A 16,288-nucleotide genomic window follows, 5' to 3' on the forward strand; every position below is an offset into this window, starting at 1 on the left:
CGCCGCCTCCGAGCGCCCGCCGCGGCCCGCGCCCGCCGCGTCGTCGGCGCCCGCCGCGTCGCGCCATCCGTCACCCGCCGAGTTCGCCATATTCGGTCGAGTTCGCCTGTTCCAACGGGCGAAGTCGACCGCAAGTGTCGAACTCGGCGCGGTCCGCCGACGTCCGCTGCGGCCCGACCACATACACTGACCACGCACGACGGATGCCCACCCGCACCCACCCCGCACCCACCCCGCACCCACCCCGCACCCACTCCCACTCCCACGGCAGGCGCTGCGCCGCCGAAGTCGGCGATTCCGGTCGAGTTCGCCAGTTCCGCGGGTCGAACTCGACCGCAACTGGCGAACTCGGCGGGAACTGAGCTACTGCGGCACGGATGCCGCCACCGGCGGCGCGATCCGGCCGAGGCGCGCGAGCTGCGTGACGTGCCCGGGCTCGAGCTCCTCGAGGGACTTCACGCCGAGCAGCCGCATGGTGCGCGACACCTGCTCGGACAGGATCTCGATCGCCCGGTCGACGCCGGCCTCGCCGCCGGCCATCAGGCCGTAGAGGTAGGCGCGGCCGATCAGGGTGAACCGGGCGCCGAGCGCCACGGCGGCGACGATGTCCGCGCCGTTCATGATGCCCGTGTCCAGATGCACCTCGAGGTCGGTGCCCACCTCGCGCACCACCTGCGGCAGCAGGTGGAACGGGACCGGCGCCCGGTCGAGCTGGCGGCCGCCGTGGTTGGAGAGGAGGATGCCGTCCACGCCGAGGCCGGCGAGCGTGCGCGCATCCGCCACGTTCTGCACGCCCTTGACGACGAGCTTGCCCGGCCACTGCGCCTTGATCCAGGCCAGGTCCTCGAAGGTCACGGTGGGGTCGAACATGGTGTCGAGCAGGTCGCCGACCGTGCCGCTCCAGCGGTCGAGGGACGCGAAGGCGAGCGGTTCGGTGGTGAGGAAGTTGACCCACCACTCCGGGCGCGGCAGCGCGTTGAGGACCGTGCCCGCGGTCAGGGCCGGCGGGATTGAGAAGCCGTTGCGCTTGTCGCGCAGCCGGGCGCCGGAGATCGGCACATCCACGGTCACCAGCAGGGTGTCGAAGCCGGCCTTCGCGGCCCGGTCGACGAGCGCCATCGAGCGGTCGCGGTCCCGCCACATGTACAGCTGGAACCAGTTGCGTCCGTTCGGGTTGGCCGCCTTGACGTCCTCGATCGCCGTGGTGCCCATGGTCGACAGCGAGAACGGGATGTCTGCCCTGGCCGCCGCGTGCGCCCCGGCGATCTCGCCCTCGGTCTGCATCATCCGGGTGAAACCGGTCGGTGCGATGCCGAACGGCTGGGCGACGGGGGCGCCGAGCACGTCCCAGCCGGTGGAGACGGTCGAGACGTCCCGCAGGATCGACGGGTGGAATTCGATGTCCTCGAAGGCCTGGCGGGCGCGCTTGAGGGAGATCTCGGCCTCGGCCGCGCCGTCGGTGTAGTCGAACGCGGCCTTGGGGGTGCGCCGCTTGGCGATGGCCCGCAGGTCGTAGATGGTCAGGGCGCTTTCGAGCCGGCGCTTCTTCGCGTTCAGCTCGGGTGCCTTGAACTGCATCAAGGGTGCGAGGTCTTTGATCCGGGGGATCCGTCGCTGAACCATGGTCAGGCTGTCCGTTCTGTCGGGGCCGCCGGCCGCCCGGGGGCATCCGTGTGCTGGTCTGTGGGCTGGGGGTTCGGCTGCGTTTCGGCGTAGTAGCCCGCGATGTGGCTCGTCACCAGGCTGCGGGCGGCCTCGGCATCGCCCGCCTCGATCGCGGAGAGCACGGCGCGGTGTTCGGTGCGGAGGCGGGCGGAGGTGTCGGTCCACGAAGCGAGGCTCGACGCCCCGTCCTGCACATACGCCTCGATCGTGCTGCGGAGCCCGGCCATCGTGGCGGTGACCACCTGGTTGCCGGAGGCCTCCGCCAGCGCGAGGTGGAACTCGGCGTCGAGGGCGAGGAACTCGGCCTCGGTCAGGTCACGGGAGTCCATCGCGGCCAGCAGCTGCAGGGCCGCCGTCAGATCGGGTCGGAGGGAGGCGTTGGCGTCCATGGTCGTCTGGGAGAGGGCGGATGCCTCGGCCAGCTCGGTCACGACCGACGCCTCGAGCACGAGCCGGGTTTTGACCACGTCGATCACCGGGAAACCCTGCGCGGCCACCTGCAGGCGCATCAGCGCCGCCATGCCGCCGCCGGGCAGTGCGACGATGATGGCTCCGGCCGAGGGGCCGCTTCCGACCGCGGTGCGCAGCAGACCGAGCACCTCGAGCACGCGAATCGCCTCGCGAACACTGGAGCGGCCCACCCCGAGGTCCGCCGCGAGGGCCCGTTCGGGCTGGAGGTGGTCGCCGGGCCGCAGCCGCCCGCTGAGCAGATCCGATTCGATGCTCTGCAGCACGATTTCCCAGGCACGGGGCTCGATGCTCACGGGCTCCTCCTCGACAGTGGGGTGGGGTGGGGTGCTGATGGGATGCTGATGGGATGCGGCCGACGGCAGCGGCGACGGACGTGCCGCCGCTGTGGTCCGACCACATGCTACAGGGTGGCGCCCGGCCGGCGCCAGAGGCCGGACGCGCTTTCGCTGCCGGTTCGCAGCGGCGCTGCTATCGCGCTGCTGCTATCGCGCTGCTATCGCGCTGCTATCGCGCTGCTATCGCGCTGCTACCGCGTGTAGGCCGTCGGCAGCTTCAGCCCGCGCTCGCCGAGGACCGTTCGGAGCCGGGTCGGGTAGTCGGTGATCAGGCCGTCGACGCCGAGGTCGAGCAGGGCGGTGATGTCCGCGGCCTGGTTGACCGTCCAGGGGATGACCGGCAGTCCCGCCGCGTGGGCGTCGGCGATCATGGCCGGGGTCACCGACGTGAAGACCGGGGAGACGATGTCGTACCCCTGCGCCTGGGCGGCGCGGGCCAGCGAGCCGTCGTAGGAGTCGATGTCGATGCCGCCCAGGTTGGGGCTCATTCCGGGCTGGTCGACGCCCAGCCAGGCGTCCCCGCTGGAGAGGGCGGCGAGGGTGAGGTCCGGGGCGATCTCCCGGGTCAGGTTCAACGATGCCCAGTCGAAGCTCTGCAGGATCGACCGGTCCGCCAGCCCGGAGGCCTCGATCTCGCCGACGACCGCGCGGGTGAGGGCCGCCATCTCGTCGGTCCCGGCCGGACCGGCCACCTCCACCTTGGTCTCGATGTTCAGGTGCACCTTGCGGGCGTCGTAGCCGTGGACGAGGTCGAACACGTCGGAGAGCGTGGCGATCCGGTTTCCGGGAGTGTTCGCCTGCTCGGGGAAGCCGGGCAACTGCTGATAGCCGCAGTCCAGGGTGGCGATCTCGGCCAGAGTCAGATCGCGCACCCGGTCGCCGGCGTACGGGAAGGCCGGGTCGCCGGCGAAGGTGGGGGCGGTGTCGGCGCATTTGCTCGTCGTCATGATGTCGTCGTGCCAGACCACCACCTGGTCGTCGCGGGTCAGGTGAGTGTCCAGTTCCAGCGTGCTGACGCCGAGTTCGAGCGATCGGGAGAAGGCGGTGAGCGATTCCTCGGTCCACTCGCCGCGGCCGCCGCGGTGGGATTGCAGGTCGAACGAGCCGTTGCGCTCGTTGGTGCGGAGCGGCTGGCCGGCCGAGCCGGACCTCTCCGCCGACGGCGTCGACGGTGCCGACGGTGCGGATTCGGACGGTGCCGGGTCGGCCGGTGCGGCCGTGGCCGGTGAGGCCAGGGCCGTCCCGGCGATGGTGGTGGCGAGCACGGCGGTGAGTGCCGCGGAAACAAGGATTGTGCGCATGAAGAGATCCCCCCTGGTGTGGCTCGATCGGGGCGGCGTGGCGCGGCCCCGCGTCCACGGTAGGAATCGGACGTGGCCGGGATGGTGCGGCCACCTGTCCCGCAGGTGAACGACGAGCGCGCCCGGCTGCACCGGCTAGGGTTTCAGTCAGCCAGGGAGGCCGTCCCCATGACCGAGAACACCGCTCCTGAAACCATCGACCTGCAGCTTCCGGCCCGGCCCGGCGGCAGCGCCGGCCTGAAGGCGCTCCTCGGCGTGCCGGCCGGCCCGGGGCCCTGGCCCGGGGTCGTGCTCGTGCACGAGGCGTTCGGCCTGAACGACGTGATGCGCCGCCAGGTGGTCCGGATGGCCGAGGCCGGCTACCTCGCGCTGATGCCGGACCTCTTCACCGAGGGCGGCGCGCGCAAGTGCCTGACCGGCACGTTCCGTGCCCTGCAGTCGGGGCGGGGCCGCGCCTTCGTCGACATCGAATCCGCCCGCCAGTTCCTGATCCGCCGGGACGACTGCTCTGGGGCGGTCGGCGTGCTCGGCTTCTGCATGGGCGGCGGGTTCGCGCTGGCGGCCGCCACACGCGGCTTCGACGCGGCATCCGTCAATTACGGGCGCCTGCCCCGGGACCTCGACGACGCCCTGGCGGGTGCGTGCCCGGTCGTGGGCAGCTTCGGTGGCGCCGACGGGTCACTGAAGGGCGCCGCCGCCGCGCTCGAGTCCGCACTGACCAGGCTGCGCATCCCGCACGACGTGGTGGAATACCCGGATGCCGGGCATGCCTTCCTCAACGACGCCGAAAGCGGACCGGTGGCGCTGCGTTTCGTGCTCAAGCGCATCCTGGGGGCCGGGCCAGACCCCGAAGCCGCCGCCGATGCCTGGCAGCGGATCGAAGCGTTCTTCGGCGAACACCTGGCCCCCGCCCCCAGGCCCTAGCAGCTCAGGCGGCGCGGCTCAGTTCACCGCTTCCAGAAGCGGCTCCGGCCGGGTCGCGTCGGACGCCGCCAGCAGTTTCATGAACTCACGCATCCAGGTGGGGTGGTCCGGCCAGGCGCGGCCGGAGACGAGGTTGCCGTCGACGACGCCCGCACCGTCCTCGAAGATGCCGCCGCCGAGTTCGACGTCGATCGCGAGCGCCGGGTAGGCGGAACTGGTGCGTCCCGTCAGCACACCGGCGGCGGCCAGCAGCATCGGGCCGTGGCAGAGCGCGGCCACCGGGGCGTTCTTCTCGAAGAAGTGGCGCACGATCCGCTTGGCGTCCTCGTCGTTGCGGATGTACTCGGGGGCGCGGCCGCCCGGAACCACGATGGCGACATAGTCGGCGGGGTCGACGTCCGCGAACGCCACGTCGGCGTCCCAGGTGTGGCCGACCTTCTCCGTGTAGGTGTCGAAGCCGTCCACGAAGTCGTGCACCACGAACTGGAGCTTCTTTTTCTCCGGTGCCCCGATGTGCACCTCGTAGCCGGCCTCGAGCAGGCGCTGGTACGGGTAGAAGACCTCGAGCGTCTCGGCTGCGTCCCGGTCAGGAAGAGAATCTTGCGCATATGGTGCCTCTCTCGGTGGAGCGTCGACGGAGCATCGATGGGTGCGGGCAGCACGGATGCCGGGCGCCCGGATTCCCCTAGCATCGCCCTTTCGGCCGGGTCGGACAAGCACCGGGTCAATCAAGTCGGCGCGCATCTGCCGGCGCGCATCTGCCCGCCGGGCGCCTCGCTAGAGGAACATCAGCACGATGCCGAGCACGCCCGACGCGGCCCCGACGATCAGCAGGACCAGACCGGTCAGGCGCAGTGCCTTGCCCTCGGACTCCGGCGTGTGCGTGCGGCAGCGCGACGGGGTGCGCGCGTTGAACCAGAGCGGCACGTCCTCGCCGGGCGGCAGCCGGTGCGTCTCGTGGGTGTCCGCCGGGCGTTCGTGCACCTCGCCGTGCGTGTCGAACCAGCGGATGACCGTGCCGGATGCCGAGGAGGCGATGACGCCATCCGTCTGCAGCCAGCGGCCCTTGATGCCGCGCACGAAGAGCCCGGCGGCGAACAGGGCGGCGCCCACGACGAGTCCGACCAGGGTCAGGACCTCGCTGATCAGGGCCGCGAGTGACTGTGCGTCCAATCCGGCCCCCAGGGTTCGTCGATAGCGTTCTGGGCAAAATCGTACCCTGCGCCGGGGCGCGGGCCCGATGCCCCCATTTCTGGGGGCTCGCGGTAAGGTCAATCAATGAGCACGGTTGTTGAACAAACCCCTGTCCGAGAAGATCGAAGTTTCCTCGGGCAGCCCCGTGCACTCGCCAACATCTTCGGCGTGGAGATGTGGGAGCGCTTCTCCTTCTACGGCATGCAGGGCATCCTGCTGTTGTACCTGTACTACTCGGCGACCGCCGGCGGGCTGGGGATCCCCCAGACGACCGCGGCCGGCATCGTCGGCGCCTACGGCGGCGGCGTGTACCTGTCGACCATCCTGGGAGCCTGGGTCGCCGACCGCGTCCTGGGTTCCGAGCGGGTGCTGTACTTCAGCGCGATCATCATCGCGGTCGGCCACGTCGCACTGGCCCTCCTCCCCGGGTTCGGCGGGGTGGCGACCGGCCTGATCCTGATCGCGCTCGGCAGCGGCGGTCTCAAGGCCAATGCGACCAGCGTGGTGGGCTCCCTCTACGCCAAGGACGACCCCCGGCTGGACGCGGGCTTCTCCCTCTTCTACCTCGGGATCAACCTGGGCGCCTTCTTTGGCCCGGTCATGACCGGCCTGCTGCAGACCACCCTCGGCTTCCACTTCGGCTTCGGCCTCGCGGCCGTCGGAATGGCGATCGGACTGGTGCAGTACTCCTTCGGCCGCAAGCGGCTGCCGGCCATCGTGCACGAGGTGCCGAATCCGCTGCCGTCCTCGCGCTACGCCGCGTACCTCGGCGCCGCTATGGCGGCAATCGCCCTGATCGTGGTGCTGAGCGTGCTCGGCGTGATCACGGCATCCAGTCTGGTCACCATCGTGATCGCGCTGACCCTGGTGGCCACCGTCTCCTACTTCGTGGTGATTCTGCGCAACCGGCAGATCACCGCCGTCGAACGCAAGCGGGTCTTCGCGTTCATGCCGCTGTTCGTGGCCAGCGCCGCCTTCTGGTCCCTCTCGCAGCAGCAGTTCACGGTGGTCACCATCTACACCGACGAACGACTCAACCGCGACGTGTTCGGCTGGGAGCTCCCGGTGTCCTGGATCCAGTCGTTCAACCCGGTCTTCATCATCCTGCTGTCGGGCGCCTTCGCCGCGCTGTGGACCCGCTGGGGTTCCCGCCAGCCGTCCACCCCGGTCAAGTTCGCGCTCGGAACGGGCATGATGGGCGTCGCGTTCCTGATGTTCCTGCCCTTCGTCGACGGCGGCGCGAACTCCACCCCGCTGGCGGCCATGATCGCGATCCTGTTCGTGCTCACCGTGGCGGAACTGCTGATCGGCCCGGTCGGCCTGTCCATCACGACCAAGCTGGCGCCGGAGCCGTTCAAGACCCAGATGGTCGCCCTGTTCTTCCTGTCGATCGCCCTGGGCACCGCGGTGTCCGGGTGGCTGGCGGAGTGGTACACGTCGGTGTCGGAGACCCTGTACTTCAGCGTGATTGGCGGTGTCGCCATCGTGATCGGCCTGATGCTCGCCCTGATCGCGCGCCCGATCCTGCGGCTGATGAACGGCGTGCGCTAGGCAGCATCCGGGCAGCCGGCGCCCGGGCAGCCGGGCGCCCGGCTAGCGGGTCGCCGTCGCCTCGACGATCGCGATCTCGCGGGTGGCCGTTTCGGCGTCGCGGCCGTCGCCGTCGTGGTGCAGGCGGAGCCGGGGCGACACGCCCGGACGGTACCGCACCCGCAGGCTGCGGTACTTCACCATCCAGAACAGCACGGCCGCGGCGGCCAGGAGCCCGGACAGGGCCGCCACGCCCAGCGCCCAGCGCGGTCCGTATTGGTCGGCGACCCAACCCACCAGGGGGGCGCCGAGCGGCGTGCCGCCGGCGAAGATCGCCATGTACAGGGCCATCACCCGGCCGCGCATGGCCGGGCGGGTGGTGGTCTGCACGTACGCGTTCGCGGTGGTCATCAGGGTCAGCGACGACAGCCCGACGAAGGCCAGGGAGATCGCGAAGGTCAGGTAGTTCGGCGTCAGCGCCGCAATCAGGCAGGACAGGCCGAACGCGCCGGCCCCGGCGACGACCAGCCGCAGCCTCGGGCGGCCGCGGCGGGCGGCGAGCAGGGCGCCCGCGACCGACCCGATCGCCATGATCGAGCTGAGCAGGCCGAATTCGCTGGCGCCCATCCCGAACTCGACCGTGGCCATGGTCGCGGTGAAGATCGCGAAGTTGAAGCCGAACGTGCCCACCAGGAAGACCGTGATCAGCACGACGACGATGTCGGGCCGCCGCGACACGTAACGGATGCCGCCCAGCAGCTGGCCGCGCTCGCGGGGGGCCCGGGGCTGGCGGCGGAGCTGCCCGGTGCGCAGCAGCGTCATCGCCAACACCGTGGCGCCGAACGTCACGGCGTTGATCAGGAAGACCCAGCCGGCGCCGACGGCGACCGTGAGCAGACCGGCGGCGGCCGGGCCGATCAGGCGGGCGCCGTTGAAGGACGCCGAGTTGAGGGCCACGGCATTCGGCAGGTTGTCCTCGGAGACCAGCTGGGAGACGAAGGTCTGGCGGGCCGGGGCGTCGATCGCCGCGACGATCCCGAGGCCGAGGGCGAAGAGGTAGACGTGCCAGAGTTCGGCGACGCCGGTCACCGTGATCAGGCCTAGGCCGAGGGCGAGCAGCCCCATCAGGCTCTGGGTGAGGATGAGCAGGCGGCGGCGGTCGAACCGGTCCGCGATCAGGCCCGACCACGGCATCAGCACCAGCTGGGGCCCGAACTGCAGGGCCATCACGATGCCCACCGCGGTGGCGTTGTGATCGGTCAGCTCGGTGAGCACGATCCAGTCCTGGGCGGTGCGCTGCATCCAGGTTCCGATGTTCGACACCAGTGCGCCGGCGAACCAGATTCGGTAGTTCACGACGCTCAGGGAGCGGAACATGGCGTTCAACTGTTGGTGAGCTCCTTCATGATCTCCATGGCCTCGCCGAGCACGCGGCGCTGCTCGGGAGTCAGCTTGCCGACGCGCTGGGCGAGCCAGGCATCCCGGCGCTTGCGGGTGTCGCGCATCAGAGTGCGTCCCTGCTCCGTCACGGTGAGCACCACCTTGCGGCCGTCATCGACCGATCCCGCCCGGTCCACCAGGCCCTCCTCGACCAGGGCGTTGACCGTGCGGTTCATCGACGGCGGAGTGACCCGCTCGTGTTCGCTGAGTTCACGGAGGGTGAACGGGCCGTGGAAGTAGAGGGAGCCGAGCGCCGAGAACTGGCTGCTGCTGAGCTCACTGTCGGGCTTCTCCTGGCGCAGGCGCCGGGCCAGCCGGCCGTTCGCCAGCCGGAAATCATGGCTCAACTCCGCGACCGTCGTGCGTCGCACCGCGGTCGAGGCGGGCGCAGCGGGCGCGGGCGCAGCGGGCGCGGGCGTCGCGGGCGCAACCAGCGCGGTCGCGGTTGATGTCGGCAAAGATTCCATAGCTACCCACTCTAACCACTTAGCCTTGCTAAGTATTCCCAGCTTAGTTCAGGGCCGGCGGAAGATGATCAGGAATCAGCAGATGCGCAGGGAGACTCCTGTCAGACTGACCCCGTGCCTACCTACACGGATGACTTCGGCGTCTCGATCACCTACTTCGTCTGGGCCGTCGACCGGCCCCGGGCCGTCGTGCAGCTCGCCCACGGGGTCGGTGAGCACGCCCAGCGCTACACGGAGCTCGCCGCCCGGTTGAACGCGGCCGGGTACACCGTCTACGCCGACGACCACCGCGGCCATGGCCAGACGGGGGTGCACCAGCACGGCGGCGACCTGTCCCGGCTCGGCCGCCTGGGCCCGGGCGGGCTTCGGGCGACCGTCGCCGGCGTGCACCAGTTCAGTGGGATCATCCGCGCCGCCCACCCCGAGCTGCCCCTCGTGCTGCTCGGGCACAGCTGGGGGTCGTTCATGGCGCAGATGATCGTGAACGAGCACGCCGCCGACTACGACGCCGTCGTGCTCAGCGGCACCGCCTACCGGATGCCGGGCTACCTGGACGGCGGCGACCTGAACCGCCGGCACAAGAAACTGGGCACCACCGGGGTCGAGTGGCTCAGCCGCGACCCGCTGGTCGCCGAGGCCTTCCTTGCCGACCCGCTCACCACCAACACCCCGCTGGCGAAGCTGTTCGGGCTGCGCGACGCGGCCCGGCTGTTCGGCCGCCCGGCGAGGCAGCTGCCGGAAGACCTGCCGATGCTCATCCTGGTCGGCGGCGACGACACCGTCGGCGGCGAACGCAGCGCTCGCATGCTCGTGAAGGCCTACTCCGGGCGGTCGGGGCTGCGGGACATCCGTCTCATCGTCTACCCCGGCGCCCGGCACGAGATCTTCAACGAGACGAACCGGGACGAGGTCGTCGCCGACCTGGTCGGCTGGTTGAACGAACGGCTGCCCCTGCCCCGGGGCGCGGGCGGCGTTGATTAGGCGGATTGATTAGGAGGATTGATTAGGCTGGGCTCATGCACGGTGAATACAAGGTCCCAGGCGGCAAGCTCGTCGTCGTCGATCTCGACGTCGTCGAGAACACGATCGTCAACTTCCGGCTGGCCGGTGATTTCTTCCTCGAGCCCGACAGTGCGCTCGGCGACATCAACGCGGCGGTGAACGGCCTCGCCGCCGACAGCGACGCGGTCAGCATCGCCGCCGCCGTGCGCGCCGCCCTCCCGGCGCAGGCCACCCTGCTCGGCTTCTCGCCGGAGTCGGTGGCGGTGGCGATCCGCCGCTCCCTGGCCCAGGCCAGCGGCTGGCGGGACTACGAGTGGCAGCTGATCCACTCCAAGGCCGTCGCGCCGGTGATGCAGATGGCCCTCGACGAGGTGCTCGCGATCGAGGTCGGCGAGGGCCGGCGCAGCCCCACCCTCCGGATCTGGGAATGGACCGAGCCCGCCGTGGTGATCGGCAGCTTCCAGTCGCTGAAGAACGAGGTCGACCCGGTCCAGGCCACCAAGCACGGTTTCACCGTCGTGCGACGGATCAGCGGCGGCGGCGCCATGTTCATGGAGGCCGGATCGGTGATCACCTACTCGATCTACGCGCCCACCGACCTGGTCCAGGGCATGACCTTCGCCGACTCCTACGCCTTCCTCGACGAGTGGGTGCTCACGGCGCTCCAGTCGCTCGGCATCGACGCGTACTACCAGCCGCTCAACGACATCACGAGCCCGAAGGGCAAGATCGGCGGGGCGGCGCAGAAACGCCTCGGCAGCGGCGCCGTGCTGCACCACGTCACCATGAGCTACGACATGGACGGCGAGAAGATGGTGCAGGTGCTGCGGATCGGCCGCGAGAAGCTCAGCGACAAGGGCATCACGAGCGCCGCCAAGCGGGTCGACCCGCTGCGCAGCCAGACCGGCCTCACCCGGGACGAGATCATCGATCGCATGAAGGAGACCTTCACCGGACTCTACGGCGCGGTGTCCGGGGACATCACCGAGGCGGAATACGCCCGGGCGAGGGAACTCGTGGAGACGAAGTTCGGCACCGAGGAATGGATCGGGCGCGTTCCCTAGGCCGGAGCCGCGGAAGCCGGAGCCGAGCCGGCTACCGGCCCCGCGTGAGCAGGTCCTGGTATTCGGCGTGCTTGTCGATCCAGCGCACGACGTAGGGGCAGACCGGCACGACGGTGAGCTCGGTGCGCGTGCGCACGTCGTCGAGCGCCTGTTCGACCAGGCGGCTCGCCAGATTCTCGCCGCGCCGGGCCGGGTCCACCTCGACGTGGGTGAACAGCACGTCGGGGCCCGTCACGGTGTAGTCGGCGAATCCGACGGTCTCCTCGTTGATGCGGAGCGAGTACCGGGACTGGGCCGGCTCGTGGCGGAACTCAACCCGGGTCGATTCGGTGGCCGTTGCGTCTGAAGTCATGTCCCAAGCCTAAGCCGCCTGACAGAATGAATGAATGCCAACCGCGTGGTCCCCGTCCTCCGCCAGCCGTGTCGTCCACGCGAACAACCTCGACGTTCTGCCGCGACTGCCCGACGAGGCCTTCACGCTCATCTACCTGGACCCGCCCTTCAACACGGGGCGCAAACAGAACCGGCAGAGCACGACCTCGGTGCGGTCGAGCGTCGCGGCGACGTCCGTGGCCCTCGGCGCGCGCGCGGCGGGCACCATCACCGGGTTCAAGGGGCAGCTCTACGAGCGCATCAAGGGTGACCTGCTCGGTTACGACGACCAGTTCGAGGACTACTGGGCCTTCCTCGAGCCGCGCCTGATCGAGGCCTGGCGCCTGCTTGCCGACGACGGCACGCTCTACCTGCACCTGGACTACCGGGAGGCGCACTACGCGAAGGTGCTGCTCGACGCGCTCTTCGGGCGGGACTGCTTCCTGAACGAGCTGATCTGGGCGTACGACTACGGCGCCAAGTCCAAGAACCGCTGGCCGACCAAGCACGACACGATCCTGGTCTACGTGAAGAATCCGGCGCGATACTACTTCGACTCCACCACGGTCGACCGTGAGCCGTACATGGCGCCCGGGCTGGTCACCCCGGAGAAGGTCGCGAAGGGCAAGCTGCCGACGGATGTCTGGTGGCACACGATCGTGTCGCCCACCGGCAAGGAGAAGACCGGGTATCCCACCCAGAAGCCCGTCGGCATCCTGCGGCGCATGATCCAGGCTTCCAGCCGCGAGGGGGACTGGGTGCTCGACTTCTTCGCCGGCAGCGGCACGACCGGCGCGGTCGCCGCGGCGCTCGGCCGCCGGTTCGTGCTCGTCGACCAGAACCCCGAGTCGATCCAGGTCATGCGCACCCGGTTCGCCCTGCTGCCGGAGGTGGAGTTCCTGCCTGACGGGGATTTCGCGGCTGACGGGGCCGAGACAAGACTGGGAGCATGAGACTCCGCATTTTCACCGAACCGCAGCAGGGCGCCTCCTACGACGACATCCTCGCCATCGCGCAGGCCGCGGAGAGCCTCGGCTTCGACGCGTTCTTCCGCTCCGACCACTATCTGGCGATGGGCGACACGGCCCCCGTTCTGCCCGGCCCGACGGATGCCTGGACCACCCTGGCCGGACTCGCCCGCGAGACGCAGCGCATCCGCCTGGGCACCCTGGTCTCCTCGGTGACCTACCGGCCGCCGGGGATCCTCGCCATCCAGGTGGCGCAGGTCGACCAGATGTCCGGCGGCCGGGTCGAACTGGGGCTCGGCACCGGCTGGTTCGAGCAGGAGCACCTCGCCTACGGCATCCCCTTCCCGGCCAGACGGTTCGGCATGCTGGAGGAACAGCTGGAGATCGTCACCGGGCTCTGGTCGACCCCCGTCGGCGGCAGCTACAGCTTCACCGGCGAGCACTACACCCTCGTCGACTCGCCCGCCCTGCCCAAGCCCGTTCAGGAGCGCATCCCCGTGATCGTCGGCGGCGGCGGCGCGAAGCGCACCCCCGCGATGGCGGCCCGTTTCGCCACCGAGTTCAACCTGCCGTTCCCCGAGTTCACGGATGTCCCCGGCAAGTTCGCCGGGGTGCGCGCGGCATGCGCGGCCATCGGCCGCGACCCCCGGGAGCTGGTCTACTCGGCCGCCCTGATCGCCGTCGCCGGCCGGGACGAGGCCGAGTTCGCGCGCCGGGCCGCGGCCGTGGGCCGTGAACCGGCCGAGCTCCGGGAGCACGGCGTGGCCGGCACCGCCTCCGAGGTCGTCGACCGGCTCGGGTTGCTCGCCGAGGACGGCGTCGAGTGCGTCTACCTGCAGATCATGGACCTGTCCGACCTCGAGCACCTGGACTTCATCGCCCGCGAGGTCATGCCCCAGCTCGCCTGACGCACCCTCGCCTGACGCCCCGCGCCCCGCGCCGCCCGTGCCCGCGAAAGTGCCCGTTCCGGTCGAGAGTGCCCGCTCGAGCGGGCACTCTCGACCGGAACGGGCACAGTGGGCGGACCTGAGTGGATCAGGCGGACTCGCGCAGCACCAGTCGGGTCGGCATGATGGTGCGGTGCGGCACGCTCTCGTCGTCGTCGTCGTCGTCGTCGTCGTCGTCGGCGTCGTCGGCGAGGCGGCGCAGCAGGACGTCCGCCATCGCGAAACCCATCTCTTCAGACGGCTGGCTCACCGTGGTGAGCGGGACGGAGCCGCGCGTCGCCGCCGGGCTGTCGTCGAAGCCGACCACGGCCACGTCGCCGGGCACCGATCGGCCGTGCTCCCGCAGCACGTCCAGGGCGCCGGTGCCCATCAGGTCGCTCGCCACGAAGAGCCCGTCGATGTCGGGGCACCGTTCCAGGAGGCGACGGGTGGCCGCCGCGCCGCCCTGGACCGTGAAGTCGCCGTGCTCGACCGCATCCGTCGGGATCCCGGCCCGCTCGAGAGCACGCAGGAAACCGGTGAGCCGGTCGATGCCGGCCGGCATGTCGGCCGACCCGGTGACCGTGCCGATCCGGCGGCGGCCGAGGTCGACCAGGCGCTGGGTGCCGAGGTCCGCGCCGGCCGCGTTGTCGACGTCGACGAAGTACGCCTCCAGGTTGTCCGCGTTCGCCGGCCGGCCACCGAACACGACCGGCATCGTGGTCTCCAGTTCGGCCACGAAATCGTCGCCCGTGTGGTGCGAGATGATCAGGGCGCCGTCGACGTTGCCCGAGCGCAGATACCGCAGGGTCTTGTGCTGCGGGTCGCTCGACGCGACCAGCAGGTTGAGCGTGAAGTCACTCTGGTCGAGCCGGCGGGTGATGCCCTGCACGACCGCCGCGAAGTACGGGTCCCCGAAGAACCGCGTCATGTCCTCGGGCACGACCAGGGCCAGCGCCTGGGTCTGGCGGCTGGCGAGGGAGCGGGCCGCCCGGTTCGGAACGTAGTTGAGTTCCTCGACCGCCGTCGTGACCGCGGCGACGATCTCCGGGCCCACCCTGGTCGACCCGTTCACGACCCGGCTCACCGTGGCGCGGGAGACCCCGGCCACCTCCGCGACCATTTCCAGGGTGGGCTGCGGGGGACGCGTCTGGCGCACACTGGTTGTCATGGCGTCAGTCTATTCGCGCACCCCTCGCCGGCCCCGCCTCAGGAGAGCGCGCGGTCGCGGATGATCTCCGCGTAGGCGAGTCCACTGTCCTTCACGGTGCGTTTCTGCGTCTCGTAGTCGACCCGAACGATTCCGAAGCGCTTATCGTAGCCCCAGGCCCACTCGTAGTTGTCCATCAGCGACCAGTAGAAGTAGCCCTTGACACCGACCCCCTCATCGATGGCGTCGAGCACGGCGCCGAGGTGAGCCTTCAGGAACTCCGTGCGCCGGGGATCCGGCACGCTGCCGTCTGCGGCGACGACGTCGTCGAAGGCCGCGCCGTTCTCGGTCACGTAGAGGCTGGTGCCGGCCGGTGCGGCGTACTCGGTGTTCACGTGCACGAGCAGTTCGCGCAGGCCGTCGGGCTGCACTTCCCACTCCATCGCGGTCAGCGGCAGTCCCTGCGGGTGGTTGAAGACGCCGTCGGCGGCGGGGAACGCCGACCGGGTCGGTCGGCTCGTCGGGGCCTGGGCGAGCAACGGATGTTCGGCCGGGCGATCGCTGACCAGCTCGCCGTGGTAATAGTTCACGCCGAGGGTGTCGATCGGCTGGCTGATCTGGGCCAGGTCGCCGGCCTGGATGAAATCGGTCAGGCCGAACTGGGCGACGTCCTGGAGAACGTCCTCCGGGTAGGAGCCGCGGAAGATCGGGTCGAGGAACACCCGGTTGAACTGCCCGTCGATCCGGCGCGCCGCGTCGACATCGCCGGCGCGGGTGGGGTCGGCCGGCTTGGCGACGGTGAGGTTGAGCGTGATGCCGAGCTCGAGCTTCGGGTCGCGGTCGCGGAGCGCCTCGATGGTGAGGCCGTGGCCCAGCAGGAGGTGGTGGGCCGCGGCGACGCCGTCGCGGGGACTCTGCCGGCCCGGGGCGTGCACACCTCCGGTGTAGCTGAGGAAGGAGGAGCACCACGGCTCGTTGAGGGTGGTCCACACGCCCACGCGGTCGCCGAGGGCGTCGTGCACGTTGAGGGCGTAGTCCCGGAACAGGGCGGCGGTGTCGCGGTTGGCCCAGCCGCCCTTCTCCTCGAGCGCCTGCGGCAGGTCCCAGTGGTAGAGGGTCAGCCACGGCTTGATCCCGGCGCCGAGCAGCTCGTCGACCAGGCGGGAGTAGAAATCGATCCCCTTCGGGTTGACCGGGCCGCCGTCGGGCTGCACGCGTGACCAGGAGGTGGAGAACCGGTAGGTCTGCAGTCCCAGGTCCTTCATCATCGCGACGTCGTCCCGGTAGCGGTGGTAGTGGTCGCAGGCCACATCGCCGTTTTCCGCGCCGAGCACGGCGCCGGGGACACGGCTGAACGCGTCCCAGATCGAGTCCGTGCGGCCGTCTTCGTGGGCGGCGCCCTCGATCTGGTACGCGGCCGTCGCCGCTCCGAAGAGGAACTCTGGCGGGAAGGAGCGTGCATCCGTTGTGGTCATAGCC

At 70.2% G+C, this 16,288-nt stretch carries 16 protein-coding genes; 6 read left to right on the forward strand and 10 right to left on the reverse strand.

Translation table 11 applies throughout. The features are described from left to right. Nucleotides 1-363: 363 nt before the first annotated feature. From E3O49_RS06050 to E3O49_RS06060, 3 genes are all read right to left on the reverse strand, one after another. On the reverse strand, nt 364-1,623 hold the full coding sequence (locus E3O49_RS06050) for an alpha-hydroxy acid oxidase (RefSeq protein WP_134411235.1): 1,260 nt from the start codon (nt 1,621-1,623) through the stop codon (nt 364-366). 2 nt (nt 1,624-1,625) lie between these two features. Beyond that, entirely contained in the window at nt 1,626-2,429 is an 804-nt protein-coding gene (locus E3O49_RS06055) for a FadR/GntR family transcriptional regulator (protein WP_198416032.1), read from the reverse strand. 233 nt (nt 2,430-2,662) lie between these two features. Then, nucleotides 2,663-3,772, reverse strand: coding sequence for a glycerophosphodiester phosphodiesterase family protein (locus E3O49_RS06060; RefSeq protein ID WP_134366538.1), 1,110 nt, complete (start codon nt 3,770-3,772; stop codon nt 2,663-2,665). Nucleotides 3,773-3,940: 168 nt separating this feature from the next. On the opposite strand from E3O49_RS06060, the gene E3O49_RS06065 reads away from it, so the two are divergent. Further along, on the forward strand, nt 3,941-4,696 hold the full coding sequence (locus E3O49_RS06065) for a dienelactone hydrolase family protein (protein ID WP_134451155.1): 756 nt from the start codon (nt 3,941-3,943) through the stop codon (nt 4,694-4,696). A gap of 18 nt (nt 4,697-4,714) precedes the next feature. Here E3O49_RS06065 and E3O49_RS06070 read toward each other — a convergent pair whose 3' ends face one another. Continuing rightward, nucleotides 4,715-5,416: a DJ-1/PfpI family protein gene (locus E3O49_RS06070; protein WP_244285259.1), complete on the reverse strand. Its 702-nt coding sequence runs from the start codon at nt 5,414-5,416 to the stop codon at nt 4,715-4,717. Between the two features lie 57 nt (nt 5,417-5,473). Further along, nucleotides 5,474-5,869, reverse strand: coding sequence for a sortase (locus E3O49_RS06075; RefSeq protein ID WP_134366541.1), 396 nt, complete (start codon nt 5,867-5,869; stop codon nt 5,474-5,476). Nucleotides 5,870-5,974: 105 nt separating this feature from the next. Here E3O49_RS06075 and E3O49_RS06080 point away from each other — a divergent pair, with 105 nt between their 5' ends. Continuing rightward, nucleotides 5,975-7,441, forward strand: coding sequence for a peptide MFS transporter (locus E3O49_RS06080; RefSeq protein WP_134366542.1), 1,467 nt, complete (start codon nt 5,975-5,977; stop codon nt 7,439-7,441). Nucleotides 7,442-7,483: 42 nt separating this feature from the next. Here the strand turns inward: E3O49_RS06080 and E3O49_RS06085 are convergent, their stop codons facing one another. Next, nucleotides 7,484-8,797: an MFS transporter gene (locus E3O49_RS06085; protein WP_134366543.1), complete on the reverse strand. Its 1,314-nt coding sequence runs from the start codon at nt 8,795-8,797 to the stop codon at nt 7,484-7,486. A gap of 5 nt (nt 8,798-8,802) precedes the next feature. Next, nucleotides 8,803-9,327 (reverse strand): MarR family winged helix-turn-helix transcriptional regulator, encoded by a 525-nt coding sequence (locus E3O49_RS06090; RefSeq protein ID WP_134402979.1) that lies wholly within the window; start codon nt 9,325-9,327, stop codon nt 8,803-8,805. 114 nt (nt 9,328-9,441) lie between these two features. Here E3O49_RS06090 and E3O49_RS06095 point away from each other — a divergent pair, with 114 nt between their 5' ends. Both E3O49_RS06095 and E3O49_RS06100 read left to right on the forward strand, forming a co-directional pair. Beyond that, nucleotides 9,442-10,308 carry an alpha/beta fold hydrolase gene (locus tag E3O49_RS06095; protein WP_134402978.1) on the forward strand — a complete coding sequence of 289 codons (867 nt, stop codon included), beginning with the start codon at nt 9,442-9,444 and terminating at the stop codon, nt 10,306-10,308. Between the two features lie 35 nt (nt 10,309-10,343). Next, nucleotides 10,344-11,393, forward strand: a complete 1,050-nt coding sequence (locus tag E3O49_RS06100) for a lipoate-protein ligase LplAB (protein WP_134366934.1) — start codon at nt 10,344-10,346, stop codon at nt 11,391-11,393. Nucleotides 11,394-11,424: 31 nt separating this feature from the next. On the opposite strand, the gene E3O49_RS06105 is transcribed toward E3O49_RS06100, so the two are convergent. Continuing rightward, a complete protein-coding gene (locus E3O49_RS06105; RefSeq protein WP_134366936.1) occupies nt 11,425-11,745 on the reverse strand; it encodes a GNAT family N-acetyltransferase in 321 nt (106 codons plus the stop codon). A 34-nt stretch (nt 11,746-11,779) separates the two neighbouring features. Here E3O49_RS06105 and E3O49_RS06110 point away from each other — a divergent pair, with 34 nt between their 5' ends. Continuing rightward, nucleotides 11,780-12,718 (forward strand): DNA-methyltransferase, encoded by a 939-nt coding sequence (locus E3O49_RS06110; RefSeq protein ID WP_134366938.1) that lies wholly within the window; start codon nt 11,780-11,782, stop codon nt 12,716-12,718. Further along, nucleotides 12,715-13,641: an LLM class F420-dependent oxidoreductase gene (locus E3O49_RS06115; protein ID WP_134406152.1), complete on the forward strand. Its 927-nt coding sequence runs from the start codon at nt 12,715-12,717 to the stop codon at nt 13,639-13,641. Before E3O49_RS06110 ends, E3O49_RS06115 begins: the two co-directional genes overlap by 4 nt. A 127-nt stretch (nt 13,642-13,768) precedes the next feature. Here the strand turns inward: E3O49_RS06115 and E3O49_RS06120 are convergent, their stop codons facing one another. Next, complete coding sequence (locus tag E3O49_RS06120; RefSeq protein WP_134451158.1) at nt 13,769-14,830, reverse strand: LacI family DNA-binding transcriptional regulator; 1,062 nt, start codon at nt 14,828-14,830, stop codon at nt 13,769-13,771. 38 nt (nt 14,831-14,868) lie between these two features. Continuing rightward, on the reverse strand, nt 14,869-16,284 hold the full coding sequence (locus E3O49_RS06125; RefSeq protein ID WP_198417473.1) for a GH1 family beta-glucosidase: 1,416 nt from the start codon (nt 16,282-16,284) through the stop codon (nt 14,869-14,871). Nucleotides 16,285-16,288: the final 4 nt, after the last annotated feature.

It is taken from the genome of Cryobacterium shii, from assembly GCF_004402595.1.
GTDB lineage: Bacteria > Actinomycetota > Actinomycetes > Actinomycetales > Microbacteriaceae > Cryobacterium > Cryobacterium shii.

Coding starts and splice junctions, on each gene's coding strand:
- E3O49_RS06110 (WP_134366938.1), top strand. CDS start 11,780: ATGCCAACCGCGTGGTCCCCGTCCTCCGCCAGCCGTGTCGTCCACGCG.
- E3O49_RS06105 (WP_134366936.1), bottom strand. CDS start 11,745: ATGACTTCAGACGCAACGGCCACCGAATCGACCCGGGTTGAGTTCCGC.
- E3O49_RS06120 (WP_134451158.1), bottom strand. CDS start 14,830: ATGACAACCAGTGTGCGCCAGACGCGTCCCCCGCAGCCCACCCTGGAA.
- E3O49_RS06090 (WP_134402979.1), bottom strand. CDS start 9,327: ATGGAATCTTTGCCGACATCAACCGCGACCGCGCTGGTTGCGCCCGCG.
- E3O49_RS06115 (WP_134406152.1), top strand. CDS start 12,715: ATGAGACTCCGCATTTTCACCGAACCGCAGCAGGGCGCCTCCTACGAC.
- E3O49_RS06050 (WP_134411235.1), bottom strand. CDS start 1,623: ATGGTTCAGCGACGGATCCCCCGGATCAAAGACCTCGCACCCTTGATG.
- E3O49_RS06080 (WP_134366542.1), top strand. CDS start 5,975: ATGAGCACGGTTGTTGAACAAACCCCTGTCCGAGAAGATCGAAGTTTC.
- E3O49_RS06060 (WP_134366538.1), bottom strand. CDS start 3,772: ATGCGCACAATCCTTGTTTCCGCGGCACTCACCGCCGTGCTCGCCACC.
- E3O49_RS06065 (WP_134451155.1), top strand. CDS start 3,941: ATGACCGAGAACACCGCTCCTGAAACCATCGACCTGCAGCTTCCGGCC.
- E3O49_RS06085 (WP_134366543.1), bottom strand. CDS start 8,797: ATGTTCCGCTCCCTGAGCGTCGTGAACTACCGAATCTGGTTCGCCGGC.
- E3O49_RS06125 (WP_198417473.1), bottom strand. CDS start 16,284: ATGACCACAACGGATGCACGCTCCTTCCCGCCAGAGTTCCTCTTCGGA.
- E3O49_RS06100 (WP_134366934.1), top strand. CDS start 10,344: ATGCACGGTGAATACAAGGTCCCAGGCGGCAAGCTCGTCGTCGTCGAT.